General features: G+C 70.6%; 24 protein-coding genes. 11 read left to right on the top strand and 13 right to left on the bottom strand.

The features are described 5' to 3' along the window. Window positions 1-64: 64 nt before the first annotated feature. The 5 genes from urtB to ABZ880_RS19550 all read left to right on the top strand — a co-directional run bounded on the left by urtB (window position 65) and on the right by ABZ880_RS19550 (window position 5,042). Window positions 65-949 carry an urea ABC transporter permease subunit UrtB gene (gene urtB, locus ABZ880_RS19570; protein WP_361264147.1) on the top strand — a complete coding sequence of 295 codons (885 nt, stop codon included), beginning with the start codon at window positions 65-67 and terminating at the stop codon, window positions 947-949. Further along, on the top strand, window positions 946-2,043 hold the full coding sequence (gene urtC / locus ABZ880_RS19565) for an urea ABC transporter permease subunit UrtC (protein ID WP_361264143.1): 1,098 nt from the start codon (window positions 946-948) through the stop codon (window positions 2,041-2,043). Before urtB ends, urtC begins: the two co-directional genes overlap by 4 nt. Next, window positions 2,040-2,807, top strand: a complete 768-nt coding sequence (gene urtD, locus ABZ880_RS19560) for an urea ABC transporter ATP-binding protein UrtD (protein ID WP_361264140.1) — start codon at window positions 2,040-2,042, stop codon at window positions 2,805-2,807. Before urtC ends, urtD begins: the two co-directional genes overlap by 4 nt. A 4-nt stretch (window positions 2,808-2,811) precedes the next feature. Further along, on the top strand, window positions 2,812-3,504 hold the full coding sequence (urtE, locus tag ABZ880_RS19555) for an urea ABC transporter ATP-binding subunit UrtE (protein ID WP_361264137.1): 693 nt from the start codon (window positions 2,812-2,814) through the stop codon (window positions 3,502-3,504). A gap of 326 nt (window positions 3,505-3,830) precedes the next feature. Continuing rightward, window positions 3,831-5,042, top strand: coding sequence for a 4-hydroxybenzoate 3-monooxygenase (locus ABZ880_RS19550; protein WP_361264134.1), 1,212 nt, complete (start codon window positions 3,831-3,833; stop codon window positions 5,040-5,042). Window positions 5,043-5,070: 28 nt separating this feature from the next. On the opposite strand, the gene ABZ880_RS19545 is transcribed toward ABZ880_RS19550, so the two are convergent. Further along, window positions 5,071-6,228 (bottom strand): magnesium and cobalt transport protein CorA, encoded by a 1,158-nt coding sequence (locus tag ABZ880_RS19545; protein ID WP_361264131.1) that lies wholly within the window; start codon window positions 6,226-6,228, stop codon window positions 5,071-5,073. A 143-nt stretch (window positions 6,229-6,371) separates the two neighbouring features. On the opposite strand from ABZ880_RS19545, the gene ABZ880_RS19540 reads away from it, so the two are divergent. Then, window positions 6,372-7,505: a winged helix DNA-binding domain-containing protein gene (locus ABZ880_RS19540; RefSeq protein WP_361264128.1), complete on the top strand. Its 1,134-nt coding sequence runs from the start codon at window positions 6,372-6,374 to the stop codon at window positions 7,503-7,505. 18 nt (window positions 7,506-7,523) lie between these two features. Here ABZ880_RS19540 and ABZ880_RS19535 read toward each other — a convergent pair whose 3' ends face one another. Continuing rightward, window positions 7,524-8,171, bottom strand: coding sequence for a LysE family translocator (locus ABZ880_RS19535; protein WP_361264125.1), 648 nt, complete (start codon window positions 8,169-8,171; stop codon window positions 7,524-7,526). A 77-nt stretch (window positions 8,172-8,248) separates the two neighbouring features. On the opposite strand from ABZ880_RS19535, the gene ABZ880_RS19530 reads away from it, so the two are divergent. Continuing rightward, on the top strand, window positions 8,249-9,115 hold the full coding sequence (locus ABZ880_RS19530) for a LysR substrate-binding domain-containing protein (protein WP_361264122.1): 867 nt from the start codon (window positions 8,249-8,251) through the stop codon (window positions 9,113-9,115). A 92-nt stretch (window positions 9,116-9,207) separates the two neighbouring features. Further along, on the top strand, window positions 9,208-9,390 hold the full coding sequence (dmpI, locus tag ABZ880_RS19525; protein WP_352226154.1) for a 4-oxalocrotonate tautomerase DmpI: 183 nt from the start codon (window positions 9,208-9,210) through the stop codon (window positions 9,388-9,390). A 102-nt stretch (window positions 9,391-9,492) separates the two neighbouring features. On the opposite strand, the gene ABZ880_RS19520 is transcribed toward dmpI, so the two are convergent. The 3 genes from ABZ880_RS19520 to ABZ880_RS19510 all read right to left on the bottom strand — a co-directional run bounded on the left by ABZ880_RS19520 (window position 9,493) and on the right by ABZ880_RS19510 (window position 14,544). Next, window positions 9,493-10,284: a serine protease gene (locus tag ABZ880_RS19520; RefSeq protein ID WP_361264119.1), complete on the bottom strand. Its 792-nt coding sequence runs from the start codon at window positions 10,282-10,284 to the stop codon at window positions 9,493-9,495. A gap of 204 nt (window positions 10,285-10,488) precedes the next feature. After that, window positions 10,489-13,296 (bottom strand): AAA family ATPase, encoded by a 2,808-nt coding sequence (locus ABZ880_RS19515; RefSeq protein WP_361264116.1) that lies wholly within the window; start codon window positions 13,294-13,296, stop codon window positions 10,489-10,491. Between the two features lie 411 nt (window positions 13,297-13,707). Beyond that, complete coding sequence (locus ABZ880_RS19510; protein WP_361264113.1) at window positions 13,708-14,544, bottom strand: LuxR C-terminal-related transcriptional regulator; 837 nt, start codon at window positions 14,542-14,544, stop codon at window positions 13,708-13,710. 181 nt (window positions 14,545-14,725) lie between these two features. Between ABZ880_RS19510 and ABZ880_RS19505 the strand changes: the two genes are divergently transcribed. Next, window positions 14,726-16,399 carry an AMP-binding protein gene (locus ABZ880_RS19505; RefSeq protein WP_361264110.1) on the top strand — a complete coding sequence of 558 codons (1,674 nt, stop codon included), beginning with the start codon at window positions 14,726-14,728 and terminating at the stop codon, window positions 16,397-16,399. After that, window positions 16,396-17,991, top strand: a complete 1,596-nt coding sequence (locus tag ABZ880_RS19500) for an AMP-binding protein (RefSeq protein WP_361264107.1) — start codon at window positions 16,396-16,398, stop codon at window positions 17,989-17,991. Before ABZ880_RS19505 ends, ABZ880_RS19500 begins: the two co-directional genes overlap by 4 nt. 4 nt (window positions 17,992-17,995) lie before the next feature. On the opposite strand, the gene ABZ880_RS19495 is transcribed toward ABZ880_RS19500, so the two are convergent. From ABZ880_RS19495 to ABZ880_RS19475, 5 genes are all read right to left on the bottom strand, one after another. After that, window positions 17,996-19,147 carry an ATP-binding protein gene (locus ABZ880_RS19495; protein WP_361264104.1) on the bottom strand — a complete coding sequence of 384 codons (1,152 nt, stop codon included), beginning with the start codon at window positions 19,145-19,147 and terminating at the stop codon, window positions 17,996-17,998. Then, window positions 19,134-19,427: a hypothetical protein gene (locus ABZ880_RS19490; protein ID WP_361264101.1), complete on the bottom strand. Its 294-nt coding sequence runs from the start codon at window positions 19,425-19,427 to the stop codon at window positions 19,134-19,136. Before ABZ880_RS19490 ends, ABZ880_RS19495 begins: the two co-directional genes overlap by 14 nt. A gap of 10 nt (window positions 19,428-19,437) precedes the next feature. Continuing rightward, window positions 19,438-19,806 (bottom strand): hypothetical protein, encoded by a 369-nt coding sequence (locus ABZ880_RS19485; RefSeq protein ID WP_361264098.1) that lies wholly within the window; start codon window positions 19,804-19,806, stop codon window positions 19,438-19,440. 217 nt (window positions 19,807-20,023) lie between these two features. Then, window positions 20,024-20,437 carry a hypothetical protein gene (locus ABZ880_RS19480; protein ID WP_361264095.1) on the bottom strand — a complete coding sequence of 138 codons (414 nt, stop codon included), beginning with the start codon at window positions 20,435-20,437 and terminating at the stop codon, window positions 20,024-20,026. Window positions 20,438-20,630: 193 nt separating this feature from the next. Next, window positions 20,631-21,323: a hypothetical protein gene (locus ABZ880_RS19475; protein ID WP_361264093.1), complete on the bottom strand. Its 693-nt coding sequence runs from the start codon at window positions 21,321-21,323 to the stop codon at window positions 20,631-20,633. A 205-nt stretch (window positions 21,324-21,528) separates the two neighbouring features. Between ABZ880_RS19475 and gcl the strand changes: the two genes are divergently transcribed. Next, a complete protein-coding gene (gcl, locus tag ABZ880_RS19470) occupies window positions 21,529-23,313 on the top strand; it encodes a glyoxylate carboligase (RefSeq protein WP_361264090.1) in 1,785 nt (594 codons plus the stop codon). A 296-nt stretch (window positions 23,314-23,609) separates the two neighbouring features. Here the strand turns inward: gcl and ABZ880_RS19465 are convergent, their stop codons facing one another. The 3 genes from ABZ880_RS19465 to ABZ880_RS19455 all read right to left on the bottom strand — a co-directional run bounded on the left by ABZ880_RS19465 (window position 23,610) and on the right by ABZ880_RS19455 (window position 26,957). Further along, the gene (locus ABZ880_RS19465) at window positions 23,610-23,849 is read right to left on the bottom strand and encodes a hypothetical protein (protein ID WP_361264087.1); all 240 of its coding nucleotides are present in this window, start codon (window positions 23,847-23,849) and stop codon (window positions 23,610-23,612) included. 373 nt (window positions 23,850-24,222) lie between these two features. After that, window positions 24,223-25,680, bottom strand: a complete 1,458-nt coding sequence (locus ABZ880_RS19460) for a catalase (RefSeq protein WP_361264084.1) — start codon at window positions 25,678-25,680, stop codon at window positions 24,223-24,225. A gap of 383 nt (window positions 25,681-26,063) precedes the next feature. Next, the gene (locus tag ABZ880_RS19455; RefSeq protein WP_361264081.1) at window positions 26,064-26,957 is read right to left on the bottom strand and encodes a 2-hydroxy-3-oxopropionate reductase; all 894 of its coding nucleotides are present in this window, start codon (window positions 26,955-26,957) and stop codon (window positions 26,064-26,066) included. Between the last annotated feature and the right edge of the window lie 9 nt (window positions 26,958-26,966).

Below are 26,966 nucleotides of genomic sequence, written 5' to 3'. Positions count from 1 at the left end.
GCGCCGGGTTCAGCCCCGCGCCCGCACCCCGTCCCCGCCACACGGAGTCCTCCGGAGCCGCATCATGACGGTCGTCCTCAACCAGTCCTTCACCGGCATCAGCATCGGTGCCGTCCTGCTCCTGATCGCCCTCGGCCTGACCCTGACGTTCGGTCAGATGGGCGTGATCAACATGGCGCACGGCGAGTTCATCATGGCCGGTGCCTACACGACGTACGTGCTGCAGAAGTCCATCAGCAGCGCCGGCGTCTCGCTCCTGGTCGCCCTGCCGCTCGCGTTCCTCGTCGCGGGAGCGATGGGCGCGCTGCTCGAATGGCTGCTGATCCGGCGCCTGTACACCCGCCCGCTGGACACCCTGCTGGTCACCTGGGGCGTCTCGCTGATGCTCCAGCAGCTGGCCCGTGACATCTTCGGCGCCCCCAACGTGCAGACCGCCGCGCCCGACATCCTGACCGGCAACATCTCGGCCGGCGGTGTCACCTTCGCCAACAACCGCCTGTTCATACTGGGGTTGGCGCTCCTGTGCGTCCTCGGCCTCACGCTGGTCCTGCGCTTCACCCCGCTCGGCCGCCGCATCCGGGCCGTCGTGCAGAACCGAGACCTCGCCGAGGTCTCCGGCATCGCGACCGGACAGGTCGACCGCATCACCTTCTTCATCGGCTCGGGCCTCGCGGGCGTGGCGGGCGTCGCGCTCACGCTCGTGGGCCCGATCGGCCCGACGATGGGCACCAACTACATCGTCGACGCCTTCCTGGTCGTGGTCGTCGGCGGCATCGGGCAGCTCAGGGGCGCCGTCATCACGGCCTTCGCGCTCGGCGTGCTGCAGTCGGTCCTCGAGTACTCGACCACGGTCAGCGTCGCGAAGGTCGTCGTGCTGGTGGCGATCGTCGCCTTCCTCCAGTGGCGACCCCAGGGCCTGTACACACTGCGCACCCGGAGCCTGGCATGACGACGATCACCGAACGCTTCCGCGTCCCCGGAGCCTTCCTGCTGGGCGCCGTGCTCCTGCTGGGGGTCGCCCCGCTCGCCCTCTCCGACTTCCGCCTCTCCCTGCTCGCCAAGTACCTCTGCTACGCCATCGTCGCCGTCGGCGTCAGTCTCGCCTGGGGCCGCGGCGGTCTGATGGTCCTCGGCCAGGGCGTCTTCTTCGGCCTCGGCGGCTACGCCATGGCCATGCACCTCAAGCTCGCGGACGCCGCCGACACCGGCGAGAAGCTCCCCGACTTCATGCAGCTGTACGGCACTTCGGACGCCCTGCCCTGGTGGTGGAAGCCGTTCGCCAACCCGGCGTTCGCGCTCGCCATGACCGTACTGCTGCCGATGGCGGTCGCCGCGCTGCTCGGCTTCTTCGTCTTCCGGCGCCGGGTCAAGGGCGCGTACTTCGCGATCCTGAGCCAGGCGCTCGCGGCCGCCCTGTCCATCTGGCTGATCGGCCAGCAGGCCACCACCGGCGGCACCAACGGACTCACCGACATCCAGGGCTTCTTCGGCTACTCGCTGGACGACCCGGTCAACCAGCGGATGGTGTACTTCATCATCGCCGCCGTCCTGCTCCTGCTGATGGCCCTGGCCCGCCGGCTGTTCGTCAGCCGTTACGGCGAACTCCTCGTCGCCGTAAGGGACTCCGAGGAGCGGGTCCGCTTCCTCGGGTACAACCCGGCCAACGTCAAGCTCGTCGCGTACGTCGTCGCGGCCGGCATGGCGGGCCTCGCGGGCGCGATGTTCGTGCCGGCCGTCGGGATCATCTCGCCGGCGCTGATCGGGATCGTGCCGTCCATCGGCTTCGTCATCGGCGCCGCGGTCGGCGGCCGGGCCTCACTGGTGGGCGCGGTGGTCGGGGCGGTCGCCGTGGCCTGGGCGCAGAGCACGCTGTCCGACGAGTTCCCGGCCGCGTGGACCTATCTCCAGGGTCTGCTGTTCGTCCTGGCGGTCGGCTTCCTGCCGGGCGGGCTGGCCTCGCTGGGCGCGGTCCTGCGCAGGCGTCGTACGGCCGAGGCCCCTGTGCAAGAACCGGTTCCCGTGACGGTGGGAGAGACGGCATGAGCGGCGAGGGACTGACCATCCGCGACCTGAGGGTCACCTTCGACGGCTTCACCGCGGTCGACGGCGTGGACCTCGACATCAGCCCCGGCGACCTGCGGTTCCTCATCGGACCGAACGGCGCCGGGAAGACGACGCTCGTCGACGCCGTCACCGGCCTGGTGAAGGCCACCGGGTCGGTGCGCTTCGGCGGCGAGGAGCTGCTCGGCAAGGCGGTGCACCGGATCGCCCGGCTCGGCATCGGCCGTACGTTCCAAACGGCCACGGTCTTCGAGGAGTTGACGGTGCTGCAGAACCTGGACATCGCGGCCGGTGCCGGGCGCGGACCGCTGACCATGCTCCGGCGCCGCAAGTCCGTACCGGAGTCGGTGGCCAGGGCGCTGAAGACGACCGGCCTGACCGAGCTGCGCGACCGTCCGGCCGGTGTGCTCGCGCACGGGCAGAAGCAGTGGCTCGAGATCGGCATGCTGCTCGTCCAGGACGTCCGGCTCCTGCTGCTCGACGAGCCGGTCGCCGGAATGAGCCACGAGGAGCGCGAGGCCACCGGTGAGCTGCTGCAACGCGTCAGCGCGGACCGCACGGTCGTCGTCATCGAACACGACATGGACTTCATGCGCTCCTTCGCCCGCAGCGTCAGCGTCCTGCACGCCGGAAAGGTCCTCAGCGAGGGCACGGTCGCCGAGGTCCAGGCCGACGCCAAGGTGCAGGAGGTCTACCTCGGGCGGGCCGCCGAAGTCGCTTCCGTCCCCGTCGCCGAGGAGGCGTGACGCCATGCTGGAACTGAGCAACATCCGGGCGGGCTACGACCGTTCGCCCGTCCTGCACGGCGTGACCGTCTCGGTCCCGAAGGACGGCGTCGCGACCGTCCTCGGCCACAACGGCGCCGGCAAGTCCACCCTGCTGCGCACCGCGATGGGCCTGCTCAAACCGAAGGGCGGGACGATCCTGCTCGACGGCGAGGACATCACCCGCCTCTCCCCGCACCAGCGGGTGGCCCGCGGGATGGCGTACGTCCCGCAGGGCCAGCAGTCCTTCCCGCACCTGACGACGGCGGAGAACCTCCAGCTCGTGGCGGACGGACGCCCGGACGGCAAGGAGGCGATCGCCGAGGCGCTGGACCTCTTCCCCGTCCTGCGCGAACTCTCCGGCCGCCGGGCCGGGTTGCTGTCCGGTGGCCAGCGCCAGCAGCTCGCCATCGCCCGCGCCCTGGTGACCCGCCCCAGGCTGCTGCTGCTCGACGAGCCGACCGAGGGCATCCAGCCCTCCGTCGTCGCCGAGATCGAGGAGACGATCCTGGCCCTCGCCCGGCGCGGGGGCCTGTCCGTCCTCCTCGTCGAACAGCACGTCGGCTTCGCCATGCGCGCGGCCCAGCGGTACTACGTGCTGGAGGCGGGCCGGGTCACCTCCGACGGCGAGGGAGGCGCCGACTCCGAGCAGGCGGTGCGGGCTGCGCTCAGCGTGTGATCGGCGTGTCATGCCGGTCAGGGTGTGGATGGACGGGACTGCGGCCGGCCGGGCGTTGGCTGCCCGAACCGTCTGGGAAGCGGTAGCTGTCCTTGGCCGGCCGGGGATGTCGGCTCCGACGGTGGGCCGGGACAGCGGCTGCCCGTAGTCGGTCAGGGAGATCGGCGCCGGAAGTCGGCCGGCGACGTCCGCCGGCCGGAGCCGGCCCGGGACACCTGCTGCCCGTGGTCGGTCGAAGGGTGGGGCTCGCGGGCCGGTCCCCAAGTTCTGCCGGAGTGGGGCCCGTCCGGTGGGGCAAGCCCTACGCTGAGCCCGGAGGTGGTCAAGTGACCGTCGAAGCGGGGGAGTTGGGAGAGCCGTCGGAATCCACGACGGTCGTGGTGATCGGCGCGGGCCCGGCCGGGCTGACCGTCGCCAACCTGCTGCGGCGCAGTGGTGTCGACTGTGTCGTCCTGGAGCGCCGCAGCCGCGAGTACGTGGCGCAGCGCCAGCGGGCCGGCATCGTCGAGACCCGCGCCGTGCGGATGTTCGACTCCTGGGGGCTGGCCGACCGTGCCCTCGGCGGCATCCCGTACGACGGCATCCTGGAGATCCGGGTCGACGGCGAGACCCACCTGGTGACCGACAGCGACGGCTCCGAGGGACCGCAGGCCCGCCTCTGCCCCCAGCAGGTGCTGGTCCAGAAGCTCACCGCCGCGTATCTCGACGACGGCGGCGACCTGCGTTTCGAGGCCGCCGACGTCTCCCTGCACGACCTGACCGGCGACCGTCCCACCGCCCGCTACCGCACCGCCGACGGCACCCTCCGCACCATCGCCTGCACCTTCGTCGCCGGCTGCGACGGCGACCACGGCGTCAGCCGCACCGCCGTCCCCGACGGCGTCCTCAGCGCCCACGCCTTCGACCACGGCATCGGCTGGCTCACCGTCCTCGCCGACGCCCCGCCGCCGGCCCACCCCCTCCTCGCGGTCAGCCCGCAGGGCTTCGCCGCCCACTTCCCCCGCGGCCCGCACAGCAGCCGCTACTACCTCCAGTGCCCGCCCGACGACGACCCCGGCGCCTGGCCCGACCCCCGCGTCTGGGACGCACTGCGCACCCGGCTGGGCGACCCCGCGCTCGCCTCCGGCCCGATCACCGACCGCGAGACCTTCCGGCTCCGCAGCCTCGTCCACGACCCCATGCACTACGGCCGCCTCTTCCTGGTCGGCGACGCGGCGCACATCGTCTCGCCGATGGGCGGCAAGGGCATGAACCTCGCCCTCTACGACGCCGACGTCTTCGCCCGCGCCGTTCGCAGCTTCGTCCACGACAACGACGACACCGGTCTGCGCACGTATTCACAGCGCTGCCTGCGCCGCGTCTGGAACGACCAGGAGTTCTCGCACTGGCTGACCCGGACCCTCCACGACGCCGGTGACGCCACTGATGCCGGTCCTTTCCAGCGCAGCCTGGCGCGGGCCCGCCTGGACCGCCTCTTCACCTCTCCCGCTGCGGGCGGTGCTTTCGCGGAACTCATGACGGGGCTGGATCCGGCCTGACGAACCGACGGCGCGCAGTGCGACCCCGCTACAGCCAGTCCTTCCGTTTGAAGATCACGTACAGGCTCACACAGACGACGCCCATCAGCCCGATGGCGAAGGGGTATCCGAAGGTCCAGCCCAGCTCGGGCATGTGCTGGAAGTTCATGCCGTAGATGGTGCCCACGAGCGTGGGGGCGAAGAGGATCGCCGCCCAGCTGGAGATCTTCTTGACCTCCTCGTTCTGCTCGAACCCCGCCTCCGCCAGCGCCCGCATCTCCGCGTTCTGCTGCTGGGTGACCAGGGTCGCGTTCACCGTGAGGATGTCGGTGAGGGCCTGGCGGAAGCCGTCGACGCGCTCGCTGGTGTGGGTGACGTGATCGGCGACGTCCCGCAGATAGCGCTGGAGCTCATCGTCGGTGCCGTACTTGGAGAACCCGGCGATCAGACCGTGCAGCATGCCGACCAGGGGGCGGGTGGCGCGCTGGAACTCGACCATTTCGCGGGAGAGTTCGTAGATACGGCGGGAGACCTCGGGGTCGCCGCGGAAGACCTCGGTCTCGATCTCGTCGATGTCGTTCTGGACGCCGGCGACCACGGGCGCGTAGCCGTCGACCACCGCGTCGAGTATGGCGTAGAGCACCGCCTCCGGGCCCAGCTTCAGCAGCTCCGGCGACTCCTCCATGCGGCGGCGGACCGCGGAGAGGTCGGGGGCCGCGCCGTGGCGGACCGTGATGACGAAGTCGGGCCCGACGAACACGTGCAGCTCGCCGAAGTCGACCTCCTCCGGGGCGTCCAGATAGCGGGCCGCGCGCAGGACGACGAACAGGGTGTCGCCGTAGCGCTCCAGCTTCGGGCGCTGGTGGGCCTCCATCGCGTCCTCGACGGCAAGCGGATGGAGGTCGAACTCGGCGGCCAGGGAGAGGAGTTCGCCCTCCGTCGGGCGGGCGAGCCCGATCCACGCCATGCCGGACGGCTGCTCGCGCAGCTCGCGGAACGTTTCGGCGAGGGTGGCGGGGGCGGAGACGCGAACGCCGTCCCGGTACAGCGCCGCCTGGACGACGCTGGCCACCTCCGACGGCTCCGGGGGTGCCGGGTCGGCGGGCGGTGGGTCCTTCGGCACGGGCGGCTGAGGCGGGGTGAGCGCGCGGCGCCAGACGGACTTCCTCGCGTTCTTGGAGGCGGGACGGACGCGTCGCTCGGACATGCGGCTGCCTCCCGGGTCGAACCTGCGGCTGCGTGATCCCGGGCAGGATATACGGGGCAAACGACGCCGGGACGGCGGGCGGTTCCGGGATTCGGTGAGAGTTGCGGACAGAAGGTGTCCGCAAGCGCCGTTAGCGTGCAGGCATGACGAAGCGGAGCAGTACGCAGCGAAGCACGACGAAGACCACGGCCACGGCTCCCGTGCTCGGCACCCGCGCCCTCAACCGCGCCACCCTCGCCCGGCAGCTGCTCCTGCGCCGGTCGCCGCTCTCCGCCGAGGCCGCCGTCGAGCATCTCCTCGGGCTCCAGGCGCAGAACGTCAAGCCGCCGTACTACGCGCTCGCCGCCCGCCTCGACGGCTTCGCCCCGGAGCAGTTGTCGACCCTGATGGCCGAACGCGAGGTCGTCCGTATCGTCACCATGCGCTCGACCATCCACACCCACACCGCCGACGACTGCCTCACCCTGCGCCCGCTGGTCCAGCCGGCCCGCGACCGCGAACTCACCAACTTCCGCAAGGGACTTGTCGGCGTCGACCTCGACCGGCTGGCCGCGCTCGCCCGCGAGCTCGTCGAGTCCGAGCCGCGCACCATGAAGCAGTTGCGCGAGGCCCTGCTCGCCGAGTGGCCCGACGCCGACCCGCAGGCCCTCGGCATCGCCGCCCGCTGCCGGCTCCCCCTCGTCCAGGTCACCCCGCGCGGACTGTGGGGCCAAAGCGGCCAGGTCGCGCTCACCACCGCCGAGCACTGGCTGGGCCGTCCGGCGGCGGAAGCCCCCGCCCCGGACGGCGTCGTCCTGCGCTACCTCGCGGCGTTCGGGCCCGCCTCCGTCAAGGACATGCAGACCTGGGCCGGACTGACCCGCCTGCGCGAGGCCTTCGAACGCCTCCGCCCCCGACTCCTCACCTTCCGCGACGAGAACGGCGTCGAACTCTTCGACCTCCCCGACGCACCGCGCCCCGACGCGGACACCCCCGCCCCGCCCCGCTTCCTCCCCGAGTTCGACAACCTGCTCCTCTCCCACGCCGACCGCACCCGTGTCGTACCGCCCGAGTACTGGGGCCGCAGCTGGGTGGGGAACATCGCCTACTGCACGTTCCTCGTCGACGGCTTCCTGGCGGGGGTGTGGAAGCAGGCCGAGGACGCGCTCGTGGTCGAGCCCTTCGGGAAACTCACCAGGGCCCAGCGGGAGGACGTGGTCCGGGAAGGCGAGCGGATGCTCGAGACCATGCAGCCGAAAGCCTCGTACGGCATCCGCTTCGGCACCGTGCTGCCGTAGGACCGCTGTCCGAACCCGTCAGTCCGCCCGTCCGGTCACCGCCACCGTCAACCCCAGCCCGATCATGGTGAATCCGCCCGCGCCGCCGATCAGCGACAGGCGTCGGTCGGAGCGGGCGAACCAGGTGCGGGCGGCCGATGCGGTGAGGCCCCACAGGGTGTCGGTGACCAGGCCGATCGAGATCGGGATCAGACCCAACAGGAGCATCTGGGCGGTGACTTGGCCCGCCGAGTGGTCCACGAACTGGGGGAGTACGGCGGCGAAGAACACGATGCCCTTGGGGTTGGTGAGGCCGACGAGTGCGCCGTCCAGGACCGTACGCAGATCGCCGCGCGCCGGGGCCGCGGGCGTCGCGCTGATCGCGGAGGCCCTGAGCTCCTTGCGGTGCCGGAAGGCGTGCACGCCCAAGTAGACGAGGTAGGCGGCGCCCGCCAGCTTCACCGCCAGGTAGATCGCGACCGAGCGCTCCACCAGCGAGCCGATGCCGACGGCGACCGCCACCACCAGCAGATACGAGCCGAAGACATTGCCGAGCGCGGTCGCCACCGCGGTGCGGCGTCCGTGGGCGAGGGCCCGGCCGATGACGAACAGGACGCTGGGCCCCGGGATCACGATCACCAGCAGGGACATCGCGGCGAAGGCGAGGAAACGGTCGGTGGACACCATGCGCATCACTTCCCTGAAGCACTCTCGGGCGCGCTCATTGAAACAGTCCTCACGCGGGCCCCTCTAGAGTCGGGCCCATGGAACTGCGGCAGCTCACCTATTTCGTGACCGTCGCCGAGGAGCTGCACTTCGGGCGTGCGGCCGAGCGGCTGCATATCGTGCAGTCCGCGGTGAGCCAGCAAATACAGCGTCTGGAGCGGGAGTTGGGGGCCGAGCTGTTCGACCGGACGCCGCGCCGGGTGCGCCTCACCGCGGCGGGGGAGCGGCTGCTGCCGGAGGCGCGGGCGGTGCTGGCGGCCGCCGACCGGGCGCGCTCGGCCGTCGCCCCGCCGCCGGGGCTGAGGATCGGTACGAGCACGGGGCTGGGTGCGCATCTGGACCGGGTGCTCGCGGCGTTCGCACGCCGTGCGCCCGACGTCCCCGTCGAGCTGTTCTCGCTGCCGGCCGCCGAGCGTCTCGCCCAGGTCGCGGGCGGGAAACTCGACGCCGCGTTCGTCCGAGCCGTCGAACCGGTCCCCGGCGTACGCGTGCTGCCCCTGTGGCCCGACCCCCTGGTCGCGGCCCTCCCCGCCACGCACCCCCTCGCCGGCCGGCCGGAGATCGGCGTCGAGGAACTGGCCGGGCTGCCCCTGACCCTGACCGAGCGCCGCAACAACCCCGCCCTCGTCGACCTGGTCGTCGGCGCCTGCCACGAGGCCGGGTTCGAGCCACCGCCCGGACCGGTCAGCGGCTCCCTGCAGGACACCCTCGCCACCATCGGCACCCGGCCGCTGTGGACGGTCGTCTACGCCTCCCACGCGCGCGTGCTGCACAACCCCCGCGTGGGCTTCGTGCCGTTCAAGGCCCCCGGCCTGGCTCTGTCGACGGGCCTCGCGGTGTCCGACGCAGCCGCCCCGCCGCACCTGGACACCCTTCTGCTGGCCTGCGGCGATCACGAGAACTGATCGCTGCGGTCGCGGTCTGCTTCTTGGTCGCGGACACCCGCCGCGATGAACTGGACTCACCCGAACGGAACATCACTCGAGGGAGTGCAGTCATGCCGATCGTCACCATCCAGCAGGGCCCCCGCGACACCGAGCTCAAGCGGGACCTCGTCAAGCGCGTCACCGACGCCTTCGTGGACGCGTACAAGATCCCGGCGGAGAGCGTGCAGGTGTGGATCCACGAGGTGCCGGCGGACAGCTGGGGCGCGGCGGGCAGGCTCACCGCCGACAAGTAGCCCACCCGCAGGGGGCATGGATAGGGGGCGCTGCGAGCTGCTCGTGGTAGCTCGCAACGCCCCCTGGTATGTCCCCGAGGGGTGCTCGGGAGATCTCTCTTGTTACGAGTTGACCTGCGCGGTCACCAGGCTGGAGAAGGTGGTCAGCCGGGTGTACACACCCGGGTAACCGGCCTCCGCGCAGCCCTCGCCCCAAGAAGTGATCCCTGCCAGGACGCCCCCGATGAGCAGGGGACCGCCGCTGTCGCCCTGGCAGGTGTCTACGCCGCCGGACGTGTATCCGGCGCAAACCATGTCGGTCTGGACGAAGTCCGAACCGTAGGAGCTCTTGCAGCTGGAGTCGGACACGATCGGGACGGTCGCGGTCCGCAGCTGGTTGGAGGAGCTGCCGTTCTCCGAGGTGGTGCCCCATCCGAGGATGCGGGCGGTGGTGCCGGCCGCGTACACCGAGGTGTCCGAGGACGAGACGTACTTGGCCGTCGTGTACGGCATCGACGTCGAGAGCGTCAGGACGGCCACGTCGTCACCGTTGGTGGCGTCCGTGTAGTCCGGGTTGATCCAGATCTTGCTGACCTTGCTGACCGTGCCGTTCGTGCCGTTCAGATAGGTGCGGCCGCCGACCACCCGGACGCTGCTGGTGGTCTCGCCGACCATGCAGTGGGCTGCCGTGACCACCTTGGTGGCCGAGACGAGGGTGCCGCCGCAGAACTGGTTCTGCGAGGCGTCCGTGATCTGCATGACGAAGGGGTAGGCCGTTGTGGTGGTCGTCGTGCCGCCCACGATGGGCTGGGGCGCGGCTGCCGCAGAGGGTGCGCCGAGCAGTGCGGTGGCGGCCGCTGCAGCGGTCGCCACGACTATCGCCGCGGTCTGTCTGGCACGGGTGAGCCCGAACATGAGTCTCCTCAGTGGGGTTGCCGGTGGGGGGTCGCGCGGGTGTGGGGGGTTGTGCACGGGGGTCGCGGGACCGACCCCCGTATGCCCGGGCGAGCGGCACGCCCTCACGCTAGGACCCGGAACGCCCTGCTCCCAATGAGGGAACCCCCTAAGGGAGTAGGGGAGGGAAAACCCTCGGTCCGGCTCAGTTAACCCGGGGTGCCGTCACTTCGCGCGGCGGCCTGCGGCCAAACGGACTATGTCCACCCGCGAGCGGATCCCGAGCTTCCGGTACACCCGGGTGAGGGTCGCCTCGACCGTTTTCACGCTGATGAACAGGCGCGATGCGATCTCGCGGTTGGTCGCGCCCTCCATGACGAGCGCGGCGACCTGTCGCTCCATCGAGGCAAGACCTTCCAGGCCCTCTGACGCGGCAGGGGTGGCGATCGGTTCCACCGGATTCGCCACGGCCGCCTGCTCCACCTGGCGTACCCAGGGCAGTGCCCGGCAGCGGCGGAACAGCCGGGCCGCCTCGTCGTACGACGTCGGGCCCGGCCGCCCGGTGCGCAGCGAGGCCAGGGCGAACGCGGCGCGCGCCTCCTCCAGGCCGTAGCCCAGCTTGGCGAGCCGGTCCTGAACGGACGTCAGCTGGGCGACGGCGGCGTCGTGCTCCCCGCGCGCGGCCCGCACCAGTGCCTCGGCGCGGTCCAGGACGGCCAGCACGCTCTCGCGGCCGAGCCGCAGCGCGTGTTCGCGTGCCACGTCGAGGAGTTGCTGCGCCTCGTCGACCTCGCCGATGCGGACGAGGGCCTCGGCGAGGTCGCCGTGCCAGCGGCCGCGCGCCGGGTCGGTGATGCCGAGGCCGTTCTCCAGCTCCCGGACCCGGCGCAGCGAGTGCACCGCCCCCTCGGCGTCCCCGGCCACCAGCTGGGCGTGCCCGAGCGCGGTCAGCCCCCGGGAGACATACATCTGGTCCCCGACCTGCCCGGCCTGCTCCACCGCCTCGCGCGCCAGCGCCAGCGCCCGGTCCACGTCCCCGCCGGAGGCCTCGGCGAGGGAGTCGAGCACCGCGGAGGGGATTTCGCCGATGCCGGAGTCCCGGGCCAGGCGCATGCTCTCCCGGGCCAGGTCGAGGGCGCGTCCGCAGTGCCCGGAGCGCAGTTCGGTCTCGGCGAGCAGGCGCACGAAGTGCACCTCGCTCTCGACCATGCCGCGCCGCCGCACCTCGCGCAGCAGTGCGCTGACGGTGGAGCGGGCCTCGGGCAGTTGGTCGCTCATGATCAGCCAGCGGTAGCGGGTCGCGCCCGCGCCGTTGTGGTGGCAGGCCACGTCGGGCAGTTGGGGTTCCTTCAGGGCGCGCTTGATGGTCGCGGGGGCGTCCGGGTGGCCCATCAGGGTCTCGGTCTGCGCCTGGAAGGCGAGCGCGAGGAGTTCGGTGCGCCGGTCGCCGGCCCGGGCCGCGAGCTCGGCGGCGTGCGCGGCCTCCTCCCGGCCGATGGCGAAGTCGCCCTCCACGACCAGTCCCCGCCAGGCCAGCTGGTAGTGGACCAGGGCCAGCAGCCCCGGGTCGTCTCCGGCGTCGGCGAGCACCTGCGGGTAGACGGTGTCGACCTCGCCGAGCGCCTGTCCGGCCGCCTCGATGACCACCATCCAGGCCCGCACCCGGTCCGCGGGCGCGGTGGCCCGGGTCAGCACCTCGCGCGCGATGTCCCGGGCGAGGTCCACCTCGCCGGCGGTGATCGCGTCCTCGGCGGCCTGCAGCCGGTGCTCGTCCGGGCCCGGGTCGCCGTCGGCCGGGGTGTGCCGGGCGGCGAGCAGCCCGAGCGAGGCGGCGACCGAGGGGGCGCCGCGGTCCCGGGCCAGGGCGGCGGCCTCGGCCAGGCGGGCGGCGGCCTCCGGGTCGGTGCCGGTGGTCGCCAGCGCGAGATGGCGGGCCCGCTCGATCGGGTCGGAGGCGGCGGTGGACAGCGCGGCATGTGCGGCGCGCCGCTCCTGCGCGGGCGCCTCCGCGTACAGGGCGGCCGAGATCAGCGGATGTGCGAACCGTACGGCGGGGCCCTCGGGTTCCGTTGCCAGCAGCCCGAGTTCGGCCGCCCTGGCGGTCTCGGCCTCGGCGTTCTCCCGGCCGGCCGCGTGCAGCAGGGCCAGCGTGGGGCGGGCACCCGCGCTCGCCACGAGGAGGGTGCGGCGGGCCTCGTCGGAGAGCATCTCGAGGCGGTTCAGGACCAGCGCGCGCAGCGAGGTGGGCACCGGCAGCGGCTCGCCGGGTCTGGGCGGCGTCGGGTTCTCGGCCAGGGCGCGGCCCAGTTCCAGGGCGAAGAACGGGTTGCCGCCGCTGGTGCGGTGGATGTCCCGGACGGTGGACCGCGGCAGGCCGGTGTAGCCGCGGTGGTCGAGCAGCGCGGAGACCTGGGTCCGGGAGAGCGCGCCGAGCCGTACGGCCAGCGTGTCGGGCGGCGACGCGCGTAGGTGCCGGTCGTACTCCTGGCCCTCCGTGCGCACCGCGCACAGCAGTTGGACGGGGGTGTCGCCCAGGCGGCGGGCGGCGAAGCCGAGGAGCTCCGCGCTCGCCGGGTCCAGCCACTGCAGGTCGTCGGCGACGACGAGGACCGGGCCCCGGGCGGCGAGCGCGCGCAGGGCGGAGAGCACGGCCAGGCGCAGGGCGAGTCCGTCGCGCTGGAGGGTGGACTCGCCGCGGCCGGTGAGCGCCGACTCCAGGGCGGTGCGCTGGGCGGCGGGCAGCTTGTCGGAGACCTCGTCGACGACCAGGCCGAGGAGGTCGGCGAGGGCCAGGAAGGGGAGATGGGATTCGGACTCGGTCGCCGAGCAGCGCAACACGGTGCGGGCGGGTGTCCCATATTCGGATGCCAATGCCCGCAGTACGGTCGACTTTCCTATTCCTGCGGGACCGTGGAGCAGCACACTGCCGCCACGGGCGAGCTGCTCACGCGCCGCCCCGAACGGCTCCTCCCGGCCGATGACCAGGTCGGGGCGGGATCTGGCAGGCTCCTTGAAGTCCCCTCGCACGGTCACCGCTCCCCTCCGAGTGTCGTGTCCGGACCAAATTCTAGGCAACGTCTCTTTGAAATTCGGACGGACGGCGTGGTGAGGGATATAACAATGGTGTTGCATGGGGAAATTCAAAGCGCGGCTGAATGAATAGCCGTCCCTCGGGGTGGTTGCCGAGGGCTGGGGCCTGCCCGGCGGATCAGGTCGGCCGCGAGCAACGGTGCACCTCAGCCGCCCCGAGCGGGGTCATGGGGGAGCGTGCAGCTGCAAGGCGGAGGAAGGAGTCGACGCGGAGCGATGGGGGCGTCTCCCGCTCGAGCGAAGCCGAGAGTGGGGGAGACCGACGACAACGCCGCCGGGGTCCCCCATACCTTCACGGCAGTGGGGGAGCGCGTGCCAGGGCCCGCGACGCCGACCTGATCCGCCGGACCGGCCCTACGGCAGCAACCCCGCCCGGCGTGCCGCGGCCACCGCCTCCCCGCGGGTGTGCGCGCCGAGCCTGCGCATGGCGGAGCGCAGGTAGCCCTTGACCGTCTCGGCGCGCAGACCGAGCCGTTCCGCGGCCACCGCGTTCGTCGCCCCGGCGGCCACGCAGGCCAGTACGTCCAGTTCGCGCGGGGTCAGGCCGACCTCGTCGACCGGCGCCCCGGGGGTCAACAGCCCGCACACGCCGAGGAGTTCCGCCCGCAGCGCCGGGTCCGCGATCCGCGGTGCCAGCGCCCGCAGGGCCGCGTGCGCCTCCCGCACCTGCTCCCACACGGCGCCCGCCGCGGGGTCCCGTGCGGGCTCCGTGCGGGCGGCCTCCGCGAGCAGACCGCGCGCCTCGTCCCGGACCGCCAGCGCCTGCTCGACGTCCCGCGCCGCCTCCATCGCCGCGCCCAGTGTGCGGTCACCGAGCGGCTGGGCCGTGCGCAGGGCGCCGTACAGGACACCGCGCACCCGGCGGCGTACGACCACCGGCACCGCGAGGATCGACCGCAGCCCCTCCGTGGCGACCGGGACGTCGTACTCGTGGCTGATCTGCTGCGAGGAGCTGTAGTCCGTCACGGCGCACGGGCGGGCGAGGGCGGCCGCGCGGCCGCCGAGGCCGTTGCCGGAGGTCACCGGGAGCCCGCTCAGGGCGGTGGTCGTGTTGCCGCTGAGTTCGCTGATGCGCACGTGCTGCCGCCCCGGCTCCACCAGCCCGCCGAAGGCCACCGGCAGCCCCGTCGTGCGCCGCAGGCGCACCAGTGCGCTGCGTATCTCGACCGCCCCGGACACGTCTGCTGTCACCTGCTCACCCTTTCCCTGCAGCGCACACCCCCGTTCGGGGGTAGTGAGACCTGCATCACGGATTACACGATGGCAGAGAGCCGCCCGGCAATGGTCCGGTACCGCGGGAGTGAGCCGAAGGGCCTCGACACCGGCAGACAGCGCCCCGGAGGCGAACGACCAAAGAAAGCGAGGACGCAAGATGACGACGGCGACGGAGGCCTTCCGTAACGCGCGGGACTTCCTGCTGGAGCACCGCGAGGACTATGCGAAGGCATACGAGGGATTCAGCTGGCCCCGCCCCGAGCGCTTCAACTGGGCGCTCGACTGGTTCGACGTCATCGCCGAAGGCAACGACCGGACCGCCTTGCACATCGTCGAGGAGGACGGCACCGAGGTCCGGGTCTCCTTCGCGGAGATGGCCGAGCGCTCGGACCGGGTGGCGAACTGGCTGCAGGACCGGGGCGTCCGGGCCGAGGAGCGGATCCTGGTCATGCTCGGCAACCAGGTCGAGCTGTGGGAGACGGCCCTCGCGGCGATGAAGCTGCGGGCCGTGGTCATCCCGGCCACCCCGCTGCTCGGCCCCGCCGACCTGCGCGACCGCGTCGACCGCGGCCGCGTGAAGCATGTGATCGTACGGGCCGAGGACACCGCCAAGTTCGACGACGTCCCGGGCGCCTACACCCGTATCTCCGTCGGCGGTCTGCCGGAGGAGGGCTGGGAGCCGTACGAGGACGCGTACGCGGCGCCCGCCGAGTTCCTCCCGGACGGGCCCACCCTCGCCGACGACCCGCTGATGCTGTACTTCACCTCGGGCACCACCGCCCGCCCCAAGCTGGTCGAGCACACCCACACCTCGTACCCGATCGGCCATCTGGCGACCCTGTACTGGATCGGCCTCAGGCCCGGCGACGTACACCTCAACATCTCATCGCCCGGCTGGGCCAAGCACGCCTGGTCCAACCTCTTCGCCCCGTGGAACGCGGAGGCGACGGTCTTCCTGTACAACTACACGCGCTTCGACGCGTCCCGGCTGATGGCGGAGATGGACCGGGCGGGGGTCACGACCTTCTGCGCGCCGCCGACCGTCTGGCGCATGCTCATCCAGGCCGACCTGACCCAGTTGCGTCGTAGGCCGCGCGAGGCCGTGGCCGCCGGGGAGCCCCTGAACCCCGAGGTCATCGAGCAGGTCCGCCGCGCCTGGGGCGTGACCATCCGGGACGGCTTCGGGCAGACCGAGACGGCCGTGCAGGTCGCCAACAGCCCGGGACAGCCGCTGAAGACCGGCTCGATGGGGCGGCCGAGCCCGGGCTACAAGGTCGAGCTCCTCGACCCGGTGACGGGCGCGCCCGGCGCCGCCGAGGGCGAGATCGCCCTCGACCTGTCGGCGCGCCCTGTCGGCCTGATGACCGGCTACCACGGCGACCCGGACCGTACGGCGGAGGCGATGGCCGGCGGCTACTACCGCACCGGGGACGTCGCCTCGAGGGACGAGGACGGATATCTGACGTACGTCGGACGCAGCGACGACGTCTTCAAGGCGAGTGACTACAAGATCTCCCCGTTCGAGCTGGAGAGCGCCCTGCTGGAGCACGAGGCCGTCGCCGAGGCAGCCGTGGTGCCCGCCCCGGACGAGCTGCGCCTCGCCGTCCCGAAGGCGTACATCGTGCTCGCCGAGGGCTGGCAGCCGGGCCCCGACACCGCGAAGGTGCTGTTCGAGCACTCCCGCGAGGTCCTCGCCCCGTACAAGCGCATCCGGCGTCTGGAGTTCGCCGCCCTGCCCAAGACCGTCTCCGGCAAGATCCGCCGCATCGAGCTGCGCGAGGCGACGGCGGCGGGTTCCGGGAACGAGTACAGCGAGGAGGACTTCCGGTGACCTCGGAATCGTCGTACACGCACGGCACGAGCGGCACGACCCTGCTCGGCGACACGATCGGCGCCAACCTGGACCGGGCCGTCGCCGCCTGGCCGGACCGCGAGGCACTCGTCGACGTGCCGTCCGGACGGCGCTGGACGTACGCCCAATTCGCCGCCGACGTCGACGAGTTGGCGTACGCGCTGCTCGCGAGCGGTGTCGCCAAGGGCGACCGGGTGGGGATCTGGGCGATCAACTGCCCCGAGTGGGTGCTGGTCCAGTACGCCACCGCCCGCATCGGTGCGATCATGGTGAACATCAACCCGGCCTACCGCACCCACGAGGTCGAGTACGTCCTGGGCCAGGCCGGGATCTCCCTGCTGTTCGCCTCCCTGAGCCACAAGACGAGCGACTACCGGGCGATGGTCGACCAAGTGCGCGGAAAATGCCCGGAGTTGAGGGAGACCGTCTACATCGGCGACCCGAGCTGGGACGCGCTGATCGCCCGCGGGACCCCGGCGCCGTACCCGGACCTGTCCTGCGACGACCCGATCAACATCCAGTACACGTCCGGCACGACGGGCTTCCCCAAGGGGGCCACCCTCTCCCACCACAACATCCTCAACAACGGTTACTTCGTGGGCGAGTTGATCGCCTACACGGAACAGGACCGGATCTGCATCCCCGTGCCCTTCTACCACTGCTTCGGCATGGTCATGGGCAATCTGGCGGCCACCTCCCACGGGGCCTGCATGGTCATCCCGGCCCCGTCCTTCGACCCGAAGGCCACCCTCGAAGCCGTCCAGCAGGAACGCTGCACCTCCCTGTACGGGGTCCCGACCATGTTCATCGCGGAGCTGAACCTCCCCGACTTCGCGACCTACGACCTCTCCTCCCTCCGCACCGGCATCATGGCGGGCTCGCCCTGCCCGGTGGAGGTGATGAAGCGGGTGGTCAGCGAGATGAACATGGCCGAGGTGTCGATCTGCTACGGCATGACGGAGACCTCGCCCGTCTCCACCCAGACCCGGCGCGACGACGACCTCGAACACCGCACCGGCACGGTCGGCCGCGTCCTGCCGCACATCGAGGTGAAGATCGTCGACCCGGCCACCGGCGTGACCCAACCCCGCGGCACCGCGGGCGAGTTGTGCACCCGCGGCTACAGTGTGATGCTCGGCTACTGGAACGAGCCCGAGAAGACCGCCGAGTCCGTCGACCCCGGCCGCTGGATGCACACCGGCGACCTGGCGACGATGCGCGAGGACGGCTACGTCGAGATCGTCGGCCGCATCAAGGACATGATCATCCGCGGCGGCGAGAACATCTACCCGCGCGAGATCGAGGAGTTCCTCTACGGCCACCCGAAGATCCAGGACGTCCAGGTGGTCGGCGTACCCCACGAGAAGTACGGCGAGGAGGTCCTGGCCTGCGTCATCCCGCGCGACCCGGCCGACCCGCCGACCCTGGAGGACGTACGCGCCTTCTGCGAGGGGCAGTTGGCGCACTACAAGGTGCCGAGCCGGGTGCGGATCCTGGAGGCCTTTCCGATGACGGTGTCGGGGAAGGTGCGGAAGATCGAGCTGCGGGAGCAGGCCGCGCGGGAGCTGTGAGCAGTCAGCCGGTCTCCTCGGAGGCGGCCGGCTGCAGGGCTGCGTCGCCGTTCTGCCGGGTCCGGAGCTGTTCGGCGATCGACTCCTTCTCGGCCTCGGACAGTTGACCGTCCCCGTCCGTCTCGGGCGGCGGCGCGGTGGCCCGCTGCTGTTCCAGCGCCCCGAGCAGCGTCTCGCGGGTCACCGCGTGCTCGCTCCGCCGGGCCGTGCCCACGGCTGCCAGGATGACCGCCATCTTGATGTCGCGGCCGGACACCCCGTTCACATCGGCGAGTTCATCGATGTGAACGTCTTCGTGCACGGGCAGTTCGGCGGGTAGATGGGTCTGCCAGATCAGTCGGCGCGCCGCCAGATCCGGCAGGGCGAAGTCGACGTGCAGCAGCCGGGACTCCACCGCCGCGTCATAGCTGTGCGGCAGGTTGCTGGCGAAGATCACCAGCCCTTCGAAGGAGTCGAGCGCCATCAGCAGTTCGGTCCGCATGGAGTTGATGGCGCTCTCCGCGGCCTGCTGGGGCTGTGCGAACCGGCGGGAGAGCAGTGACTCCGCCTCGTCCACGAACAGGACCGCGTTCTGCTCCCTGGCCGTGGCGAACAACGCAGCGAGGTTCTTGGGGCCCTCACCGTGGTACTTGCTCTCCAGGTCCGACAGCCGGCACGAGAGGATGCGGCGCTTCAGCCGGTGGGCGAGCGCGTGCGCTGCCATCGTCTTGCCCGTTCCGGGCGGCCCGCGGAAGTTGACGGCCGTGGACGGGTTGGGCTCGATCGAGCGCAGGTTCCAGGTGCCGAAGACGAGCGGGGCGACCTCGACCAGCGAGACACAGTCGAGGAGCCGGCCGATCGTCTCCTCGGGCAGCACCAACTGGTCGAAGGTGTAGAGGGGTTCGACCGCCGTGAAGTCGGGAGTGTCCTGTTCCGGCTCCACGGCGGGAGGCGACTGCTGCAGCCGGGGGGATTCGCCGAACCCGGCAGTGATGGCGAACGGGGCGGGCCGATAGCCGTCGATGATCTCGCCGAGCAGCCGGAACAGCCGCACCCTGAACTTCACCAGTTCCTGTTCCGGGAGCCCCTCGGGGAATCCGCTGAGGAAGAGCCGGGGCGGGGACCAGGCCTGCTCGTCCCTGCCCCGCCACGGTCGCTCGGGTTCACGTCCGGACACGGATCACACCCCCCGAAGTACGGAGCCTGCGGGCGAGTTCGGGATCGAGGGCCTGGGCGTCCCAGGTCTGCATGGACGTCCGGACGCCGTACGGCGAGAAGATCCCGGCCACGACGTGGTAGTCCCCGCCGGCCAGCCGGCTGGAGATGATCTCGGCGTAGCCGCCCCGCAGGGCCCGCGAGCGGATCCAGTTGTCCACCATGTCCCAGGTCACCTGGGCGATGGCGGCCCCGGCGAAGCCGCCCGCCAGCAGAAGCAGGATGAGGCTGATGGGTTCCACGTGCCCGCCCTCACGTGTAGACGACGAGGCCGCGGCCCGCCGCATGGTTGCGCACGACGTCGGGGCTCGGCTGCTGCCGGCTGGCCAGCGCGCGTGCGTCGAGCACCCGGCCCGTGCCGGTGTCGAAGAAGCCCTGGACGATACGCGTGGACGCGGCCCGTGTGGTGGGGCCGAAGACCCCTTCCACTTTCGCGTAGTCCCTGTTGGCGATCCGCTCCGCCAGGCTGAAAGCGATGGCGTTGGTGTTCGACGCCTTGATCTGGCCGCGGGCCCTGAACCATTTCGTGATGATCTCCACCGTAATGGCGACGATCGCCACGGCGATGTATCCGAAAAGGGCGATCGCGCCGATGATGGTGGCGCTGACTGGTTCCGGCATTTCCTGTCCCCCGATGTGTTTGATTCCTATGCGTTTCTGTTCACCTGTGGCGCCGGAACCATGCGTTCAGTTCCTCCTGATCGATTCGCATGTCCCCGCGACGCCTCAGGCGTGTGCGAAGTGCCGTGAGGACTATGGTGGCCAAGACGATCAATCCCGCAGCCGTCCCTGCCCATTTCCACATGGATTCCTCCCGCGGCGATCCATTTCCCGCGCACTACTCGAAGATGATGAGATCCCGCCCGCCGAACATGGTCATGAGCTCGCCGTCCAGCCGTTGTGCCACCATGTACCTGCCGTACGGGGGGCCGTCGGGCGACAGGCAGGGCCGGTTGTCGCCGTCGACGAACAATTGGAGGCAGGGGATTCCGCCGGAAAGCCCCTGCTGGGCGAGGAGAGCGCCGTGGTGGACCCCGTCCTCCTCTGGTCGTTCATTGACGAAATAGCGCACGACCTCGTCAAAGGTGAGCAGATCGAGATACAGCGGCTTGGGCTTCTCGGCGATCTTTATCGCCACATCCCCAAGAATTTGCAGGAGTCCCGTAAGGGCTTCGACCGCATCTCGCGGTGGTGGTTGTCTCATCCAGCGCCTGAATCGGGACGCGCGGTGAGTACGTGGATCATCGGCCATGTCTCTCATCCCCCGAAGCCTGATATCCAGAGAAGCGAGTGTAGCGGCCGCGGCCGTTTTCCGTACCGCATTTTCCGGGAATCGGGCCGCGTTGAATCTTTGTGCGATTCGCGCGGTGGTGCCTGGTGTTTTTCGGGGAGAATGATGTGGGTGGTGCGCAGAGTCACGCTCTTCCGGGGTGGTTTCCGGCCGGTTACTGGGCTCCTGTGCCGTCCAGCTCGTCCGCCAGGTGGTTGACCGGCTGCGGTGTGCCCGTGAGGTCCAGGACGAACAGGGGGACGCCCAGGGAGTCGGCGCGGGCGCGGGCGTCGGTGGCGTAGCCGGCCAGGGAGAAGTAGACGCAGCCCGACGACTCCGTCATGGCGGTCAGCCACAGGCACTCCACGTCCCGCAGCGAGGCCGGGCGCACGGTCGGGTCGACCTGGGCCAGCAGGCCGCGCGCGGCGATGCCGATGCCGGACGGCGGCCGCTGGTCGGCCCGGCGGATGTCCCGGTAGCCGAGCCAGCGCAGATACACCGCGGCCGCCGTCACCGCGTCCCGGGCGGTGCGAATGGTGACCGGCTGCAAGGGCCGACGGCGCTTCTCCGGCCGGCCGGCACCCTCCGTGTCCGCATCCGCCCCGGCCACCGCGATCCGCAGCACCGTCCCGCACGGGCAGCCCAGCTCCGGGCGCGGCCACTGGTCCCGGCGGCCGCAGGAGCCGCACCGCAGCGTGACCCAGTCCTCCGCCCAGGCGCGCTGCGTGACCACCGTCGCGCTTGTGTGCCGGTCGAGCGGCGGGGCGACGGGCGCCCCGCACACGCACGGATACAACGGCGCCGCGTAGAGGTGCTCGCGCCGGCAGGCCGGACAGCGCACCGAGACGCTCTCGGACATGGCCCACATCGTCCTCCAGCGGACCCCCGCTTGTCCGTCTCTTGACGGCCTTCCCTCACCCACTTACATTGCTTCCAGATAGTAGAAAATAGTTTCCGCAATACGGAAGTCGAGTACGGAAGTGGCGCGGAAGCGATCAGGGAAGTCGACACGGAAGAGCTCACCGCGGGGCGCGACGGGAGTGCGAATCCGACAGCCGAAGCAGGAGTACTCGATGGCACGTATGACCGCTGCCCGCGCGGCAGTTGAGATCCTCAAGCGCGAGGGCGTCACCAACGCGTTCGGTGTGCCCGGCGCGGCGATCAACCCGTTCTACGCGGCGCTCAAGGCCTCCGGCGGTGTCGATCACACCCTCGCCCGCCATGTCGAGGGCGCCTCGCACATGGCCGAGGGGTACACGAGGACCCACGCGGGCAACATCGGTGTCTGCATCGGTACGTCCGGTCCCGCCGGCACCGACATGATCACCGGCCTGTACTCCGCCATCGGCGACTCCATCCCGATCCTGTGCATCACGGGCCAGGCCCCGACCGCCGTGATCCACAAGGAGGACTTCCAGGCCGTCGACATCGCCTCGATCGCCAAGCCGGTGACGAAAATGGCGGTCACGGTGCTCGAGGCCGCCCAGGTGCCCGGCGTCTTCCAGCAGGCCTTCCACCTCATGCGCTCAGGGCGTCCCGGGCCGGTCCTGATCGACCTGCCGATCGACGTCCAGCTGACGGAGATCGAGTTCGACCCGGAGACGTACGAGCCGCTCCAGGCGTACAAGCCGGCCGCGACCCGCGCCCAGATCGAGAAGGCGATCGGGCTGCTGAACGAGTCCGAGCGGCCGCTGATCGTCGCCGGCGGCGGTGTCATCAACGCCGACGCGGCCGAACTCCTGGTGGAATTCGCGGAGTTGACGGGAATTCCGGTCGTTCCGACCCTGATGGGCTGGGGTCTGCTCCCCGACGACCACGAGCTGAACGCCGGCATGGTCGGCCTGCAGACCTCGCACCGCTACGGCAACGCGACCTTCCTGGAGTCCGACTTCGTCCTCGGCATCGGCAACCGCTGGGCCAACCGCCACACCGGCAAGCTGGACGTCTACACGGCCGGCCGCAAGTTCGTCCACGTCGACATCGAGCCGACCCAGATCGGCAAGATCTTCGCGCCGGACTACGGCATCGCGTCGGACGCGAAGGCCGCGCTGGAGCTGTTCGTCGAGGTGGCAAGGGAGTCGAAGGCCGAAGGCAAGCTCCCCGACCGTTCGGCGTGGGCGGCCTCGGCACAGGAGAGGAAGGCAACCCTCCAGCGCCGTACGCACTTCGACGACATCCCGATCAAGCCGCAGCGCGTGTACGAGGAGATGAACAAGGCGTTCGGTCCCGAGACCCGCTATGTCTCCACGATCGGCCTGTCCCAGATCGCCGGCGCCCAGATGCTGCACGTCTTCAGGCCGCGGCACTGGATCAACTGCGGCCAGGCGGGACCGCTCGGCTGGACGATCCCGGCCGCGTTGGGCGTGGCCAAGGCCGACCCGGAGGCATCCGTGGTCGCCCTGTCCGGCGACTACGACTTCCAGTTCATGATCGAGGAGTTGGCGGTCGGGGCGCAGCACAGGATCCCGTACGTCCACGTCCTGGTGAACAACTCCTACCTGGGCCTGATCCGCCAGGCGCAGCGGGCGTTCGACATCGACTTCCAGGTCAAGCTGGAGTTCGAGAACATCAACTCGCCCGAGCTGGGCGTCTACGGCGTCGACCACGTCAAGGTCGCCGAGGGCCTGGGCTGCAAGGCGATCAGGGTGACCGACCCGGCGGAGTTGGGTGCCGCCCTCGAGCAGGCCAAGAAGCTCGCGCAGGAGTACCGGGTCCCGGTCGTCGTCGAGGCGATCCTGGAGCGCGTCACCAACATCTCCATGTCGACCACCAACGACATCGGCAACGTCGTGGAGTTCGAGGAGATCGCGACCGAGCCGGGGCACGCCCCGACATCGATCAGGACGCTGAAGGTCTGACCCGGCCGAAAGTCGAGGGGCGGTCCAACCTGCTGGTTGGACCGCCCCTTTCGCGTGCCGGCTCCCAGGAGCCGTCCCCCGTTTCCCCCGTTTCCCCCGTGCGATCCCCCGTTTCCCCCGTAGCGAGGCCCGCCGCCCCCGTGTCGGCGGGCCCCACGTGACGTGGATATGCCCGCGGGCGGGGGTGGCTGAAGCCTCTTGAACCATGTTCAGAGCTGGATTTGAGGTTTGCGTAGACGTCCTACGTCCCCGGGCGTACGTGTGGTTGTTCCACGTCCCCGGGTGTACGCATGTGTTCACGGCCCCTCGTGGTGCTCCGACAGTCCCGGCCAGTCGTCCGGGCCGCCGCCCTGCCACTCGATGAGGTCGCTCTCCTCGACGTCCGTGACGTACAGGTCGGCCAGGCGCAGGATCTCGCTGACGTCGTCGACGTGCGTGGCGATCCCCAGCGTCTCGTCGCCGTCCGTGACCCGCCGGGAGCCGTCCAGGGCCGGCGAGTGCACCACGATGTGCGGATGCTCCGTTGGATGTGCCATGCCTTCAGCGTCCTGCGGGCCGCGCCGATCCGCACCCCCACGAACGCCGAGCAGCGCCGGATGCGGGACCGTCCGCATCCGGCGCTGCTCGGCCGGTGAGGTCTTCGGTTGTGGCCGTCCGGCGGTGCGAGGCTGGGCGCGACAGTACGTTCGCGCCGCCGGACGGAGTCTGCGAAACGTCCGAAGAGGTGTGGCTGGGACCGCGGCGGATGCGACGGAACCGCGGTGCCTCTTCCCTCAGGTCGAAGAAGAGGCACCCGGACCTTCACCACCGCACTGGCTCGCACGCCGCCGCGGTCCTCGGCCTGCCCGCGCCCTGCCGACCGGCCACCCCTCATCCGGGCCGTTCGGCTGTCGCGGGCCGACTGTGAGTTCAGTCCTCGCGCAGGGCGCGGACCGCCTCCTCCACGCGCTTGCCGTACTCCGGGTCGGCGGCGTGGAAGTGGGCCAGGTTCTTCTCGATCACGTCGTCGCGGGAGACCTTCGAGAGGCCGCCGGCGATGTTGGCGATCAGACGGGACTTCTCGTCCTCGGACATCAGGCGGTACAGCTCGCCCGCCTGGAAGAAGTCGTCGTCCTTGGTGTGTTGCGGGGCCTCGTGGGTGCCGGTCCACCCGGTGACCGCCAGCGGGGCGGACAGCGCGCGGCCGGTCTCCGCCGGGCCGTCGTACGAGTTCGGCTCGTAGTTCTTGGCGCCGCGGCCCTGGGAGTTGGTGGCCATGAGGCCGTCGCGACCGTAGTTCTGCGCGGTCGTCGCCTTCGGGGCGTTGACCGCCAGCAGGGTGTGGTTGACGCCCAGTCGGTAGCGGTGGGCGTCCGCGTAGGCGAACAGGCGGCCCTGGAGCATCTTGTCCGGCGAGGGGCCGATGCCCGGCACGAAGTTGTTCGGGGAGAACGCGGCCTGCTCGACCTCGGCGAAGACGTTGTCCGGGTTGCGGTCGAGGACCAGACGGCCCACGCGCTGCAGCGGGTAGTCCTTGTGCGGCCACACCTTGGTGAGGTCGAAGGGGTTGAAGCGGTACTCGGCCGCCTCGGCGGCCGGCATGACCTGGACGTAGAGGGTCCAGGACGGGTTCACGCCCCGTTCGATGGCCTGCAGCAGGTCCGTCTGGTGGGAGTTGGCGTCCTTGCCCGCGATCTCCGCGGCCTGCTCGGACGACAGGGAGCGCACACCCTGGTTGGTCTTGAAGTGGTACTTGACGAAGAAGGCCTCGCCCTCGGCGTTCGTCCACTGGTAGGTGTGCGAGCCGTATCCGTTCATGTGGCGGTACGACGCCGGGATGCCGCGGTCGCCCATCAGCCAGGTCACCTGGTGCGTGGCCTCGGGGGCGTGCGCCCAGAAGTCCCAGACGTTGTCCGGCTCCTGCCTGCCCGTGAACGGGTCGCGCTTCTGCGAGTGGATGAAGTCCGGGAACTTGATCGGGTCCTTGATGAAGAACACCGGGGTGTTGTTCCCGACGAGGTCGTAATTGCCCTCTTCCGTGTAGAACTTGACCGCGAAGCCGCGCGGGTCGCGCACCGCGTCCGCGCCGCCGAGCGAGTCGGCCACGGTCGAGAAGCGCAGGAACACCTCGGTGCGCCTGCCGACGCTGCTCAGGAAGTCGGCGTACGTGAAGCCGGTGACGTCGTCGGTCACCTCGAAGTAGCCGTACGCACCGGAGCCGCGGGCGTGCACCACGCGCTCCGGGATGCGCTCGCGGTTGAAGCGCGCCAGCTTCTCCAGGAGGTGCTGGTCCTGGAGGAGGAGCGGGCCGCCGGCGCCGGCGGAGGCTGAGTTCTGGTTGTCGGCGACCGGGGCGCCGGACTCGGTGGTGAGCACGCGCTTCGACATCGTGGACCTTCCGTGCGGGTGGCAGCGGAAAACTGTTTCCGCTTTGTGGAGCTTAGGTTCGGGACGAGAGGAACGTCAACAGTTTGTTGAAGTGGTTTCCGGGCGGTGCCGCCGCCTGGGCGCGACAGGACAGATGTCAGCGGCGGCACCGCCCGGAAGCTTCTGGGTTCTGTGCGGCGGATCAGGCTGGCTGCAGGAAGGAGCACTTTGCAGCCGACTCGAGCGGGGTCATGGGGGAGCGTGCAGCTGCAAGGCGGAGGAGGGCGTCGGCGACCGACGGCAACGCCGCTGGGGTCCCCCCACGCCTTTGAGGCAGTGGGGGAGCGCGTGCCAGACCCCGCGGCGCCGAGCTGATCCGCCGGACAGGCCCTAGGGGTGCCGGCTCAGAGCTGGGCGCCGGACAGGCGCTCGACGGCTCGCAGCAGGGCCGAGTGGTCCAGGCCGCCGTCGCCCTGTGCGCGCAGGCTGGCGACCAGCTGGGCGACCACGGCACCGACCGGCAGGGCGGCGCCGACGTTGCGGGCGGCGTCGGTGACGATGCCCATGTCCTTGTGGTGCAGGTCGATCCGGAAGCCGGGCTTGAAGTCGCGCTGAAGGAAGTTGTCCTTCTTCCGCGTCAGCACGGTGGAGCCCGCGAGGCCGCCGTTGAGGACGTCCAGCGCGGCCTTCAGGTCCACGCCGGACTTCTCCAGGAAGACCACGGCCTCGGCGCACGCCTGGATGTTCACGGCGACGATCAGCTGGTTGGCGGCCTTCACGGTCTGCCCGGAGCCGTGCGGACCGCACAGCACGATGGTCTTGCCGAGCGCCTCGAAGATCGGCTTCGCGACGTCGAAGTCGGCCTGCTCACCGCCGACCATGATGGACAGCACGGCCTCGATCGCACCGGCCTCACCACCGGACACGGGCGCGTCGAGCACGCGAACGCCCTTGTCCCTGGCGGCCTTTGCCAGGTCGACCGAGGTCTGCGGCGTGATGGACGACATGTCGATCAGCAGCGCGCCGGACCTGGCGTTCTCGAGGATGCCGTCGGGGCCGTACGAGATGGCCTCGACCTGCGGCGACGCGGGCACCATCGTGACGATCACGTCGGCGTCCTCGACGGCCTCGGCGATCGAACCGGCCACGGTGCCGCCGGCGGCGGCCAGGCGGTCCAGCTTGTCCTGCTCCAGGGTGAAGCCGGTGACGTCGTAACCCGCCTTGATCAGGTTCTCGGACATGGGAGAGCCCATGATGCCGAGGCCGATCCAGGCGATCTTGGGGAGTGCGTTGCTCATGATGGGATG

The sequence above is a fragment of the Streptomyces sp. NPDC047043 genome (genome assembly GCF_040644055.1).
GTDB lineage: Bacteria > Actinomycetota > Actinomycetes > Streptomycetales > Streptomycetaceae > Streptomyces.
The sequence above is the reverse complement of the archived record's forward strand: the minus strand, read 5'-3'. Positions and strand labels throughout refer to the sequence as shown.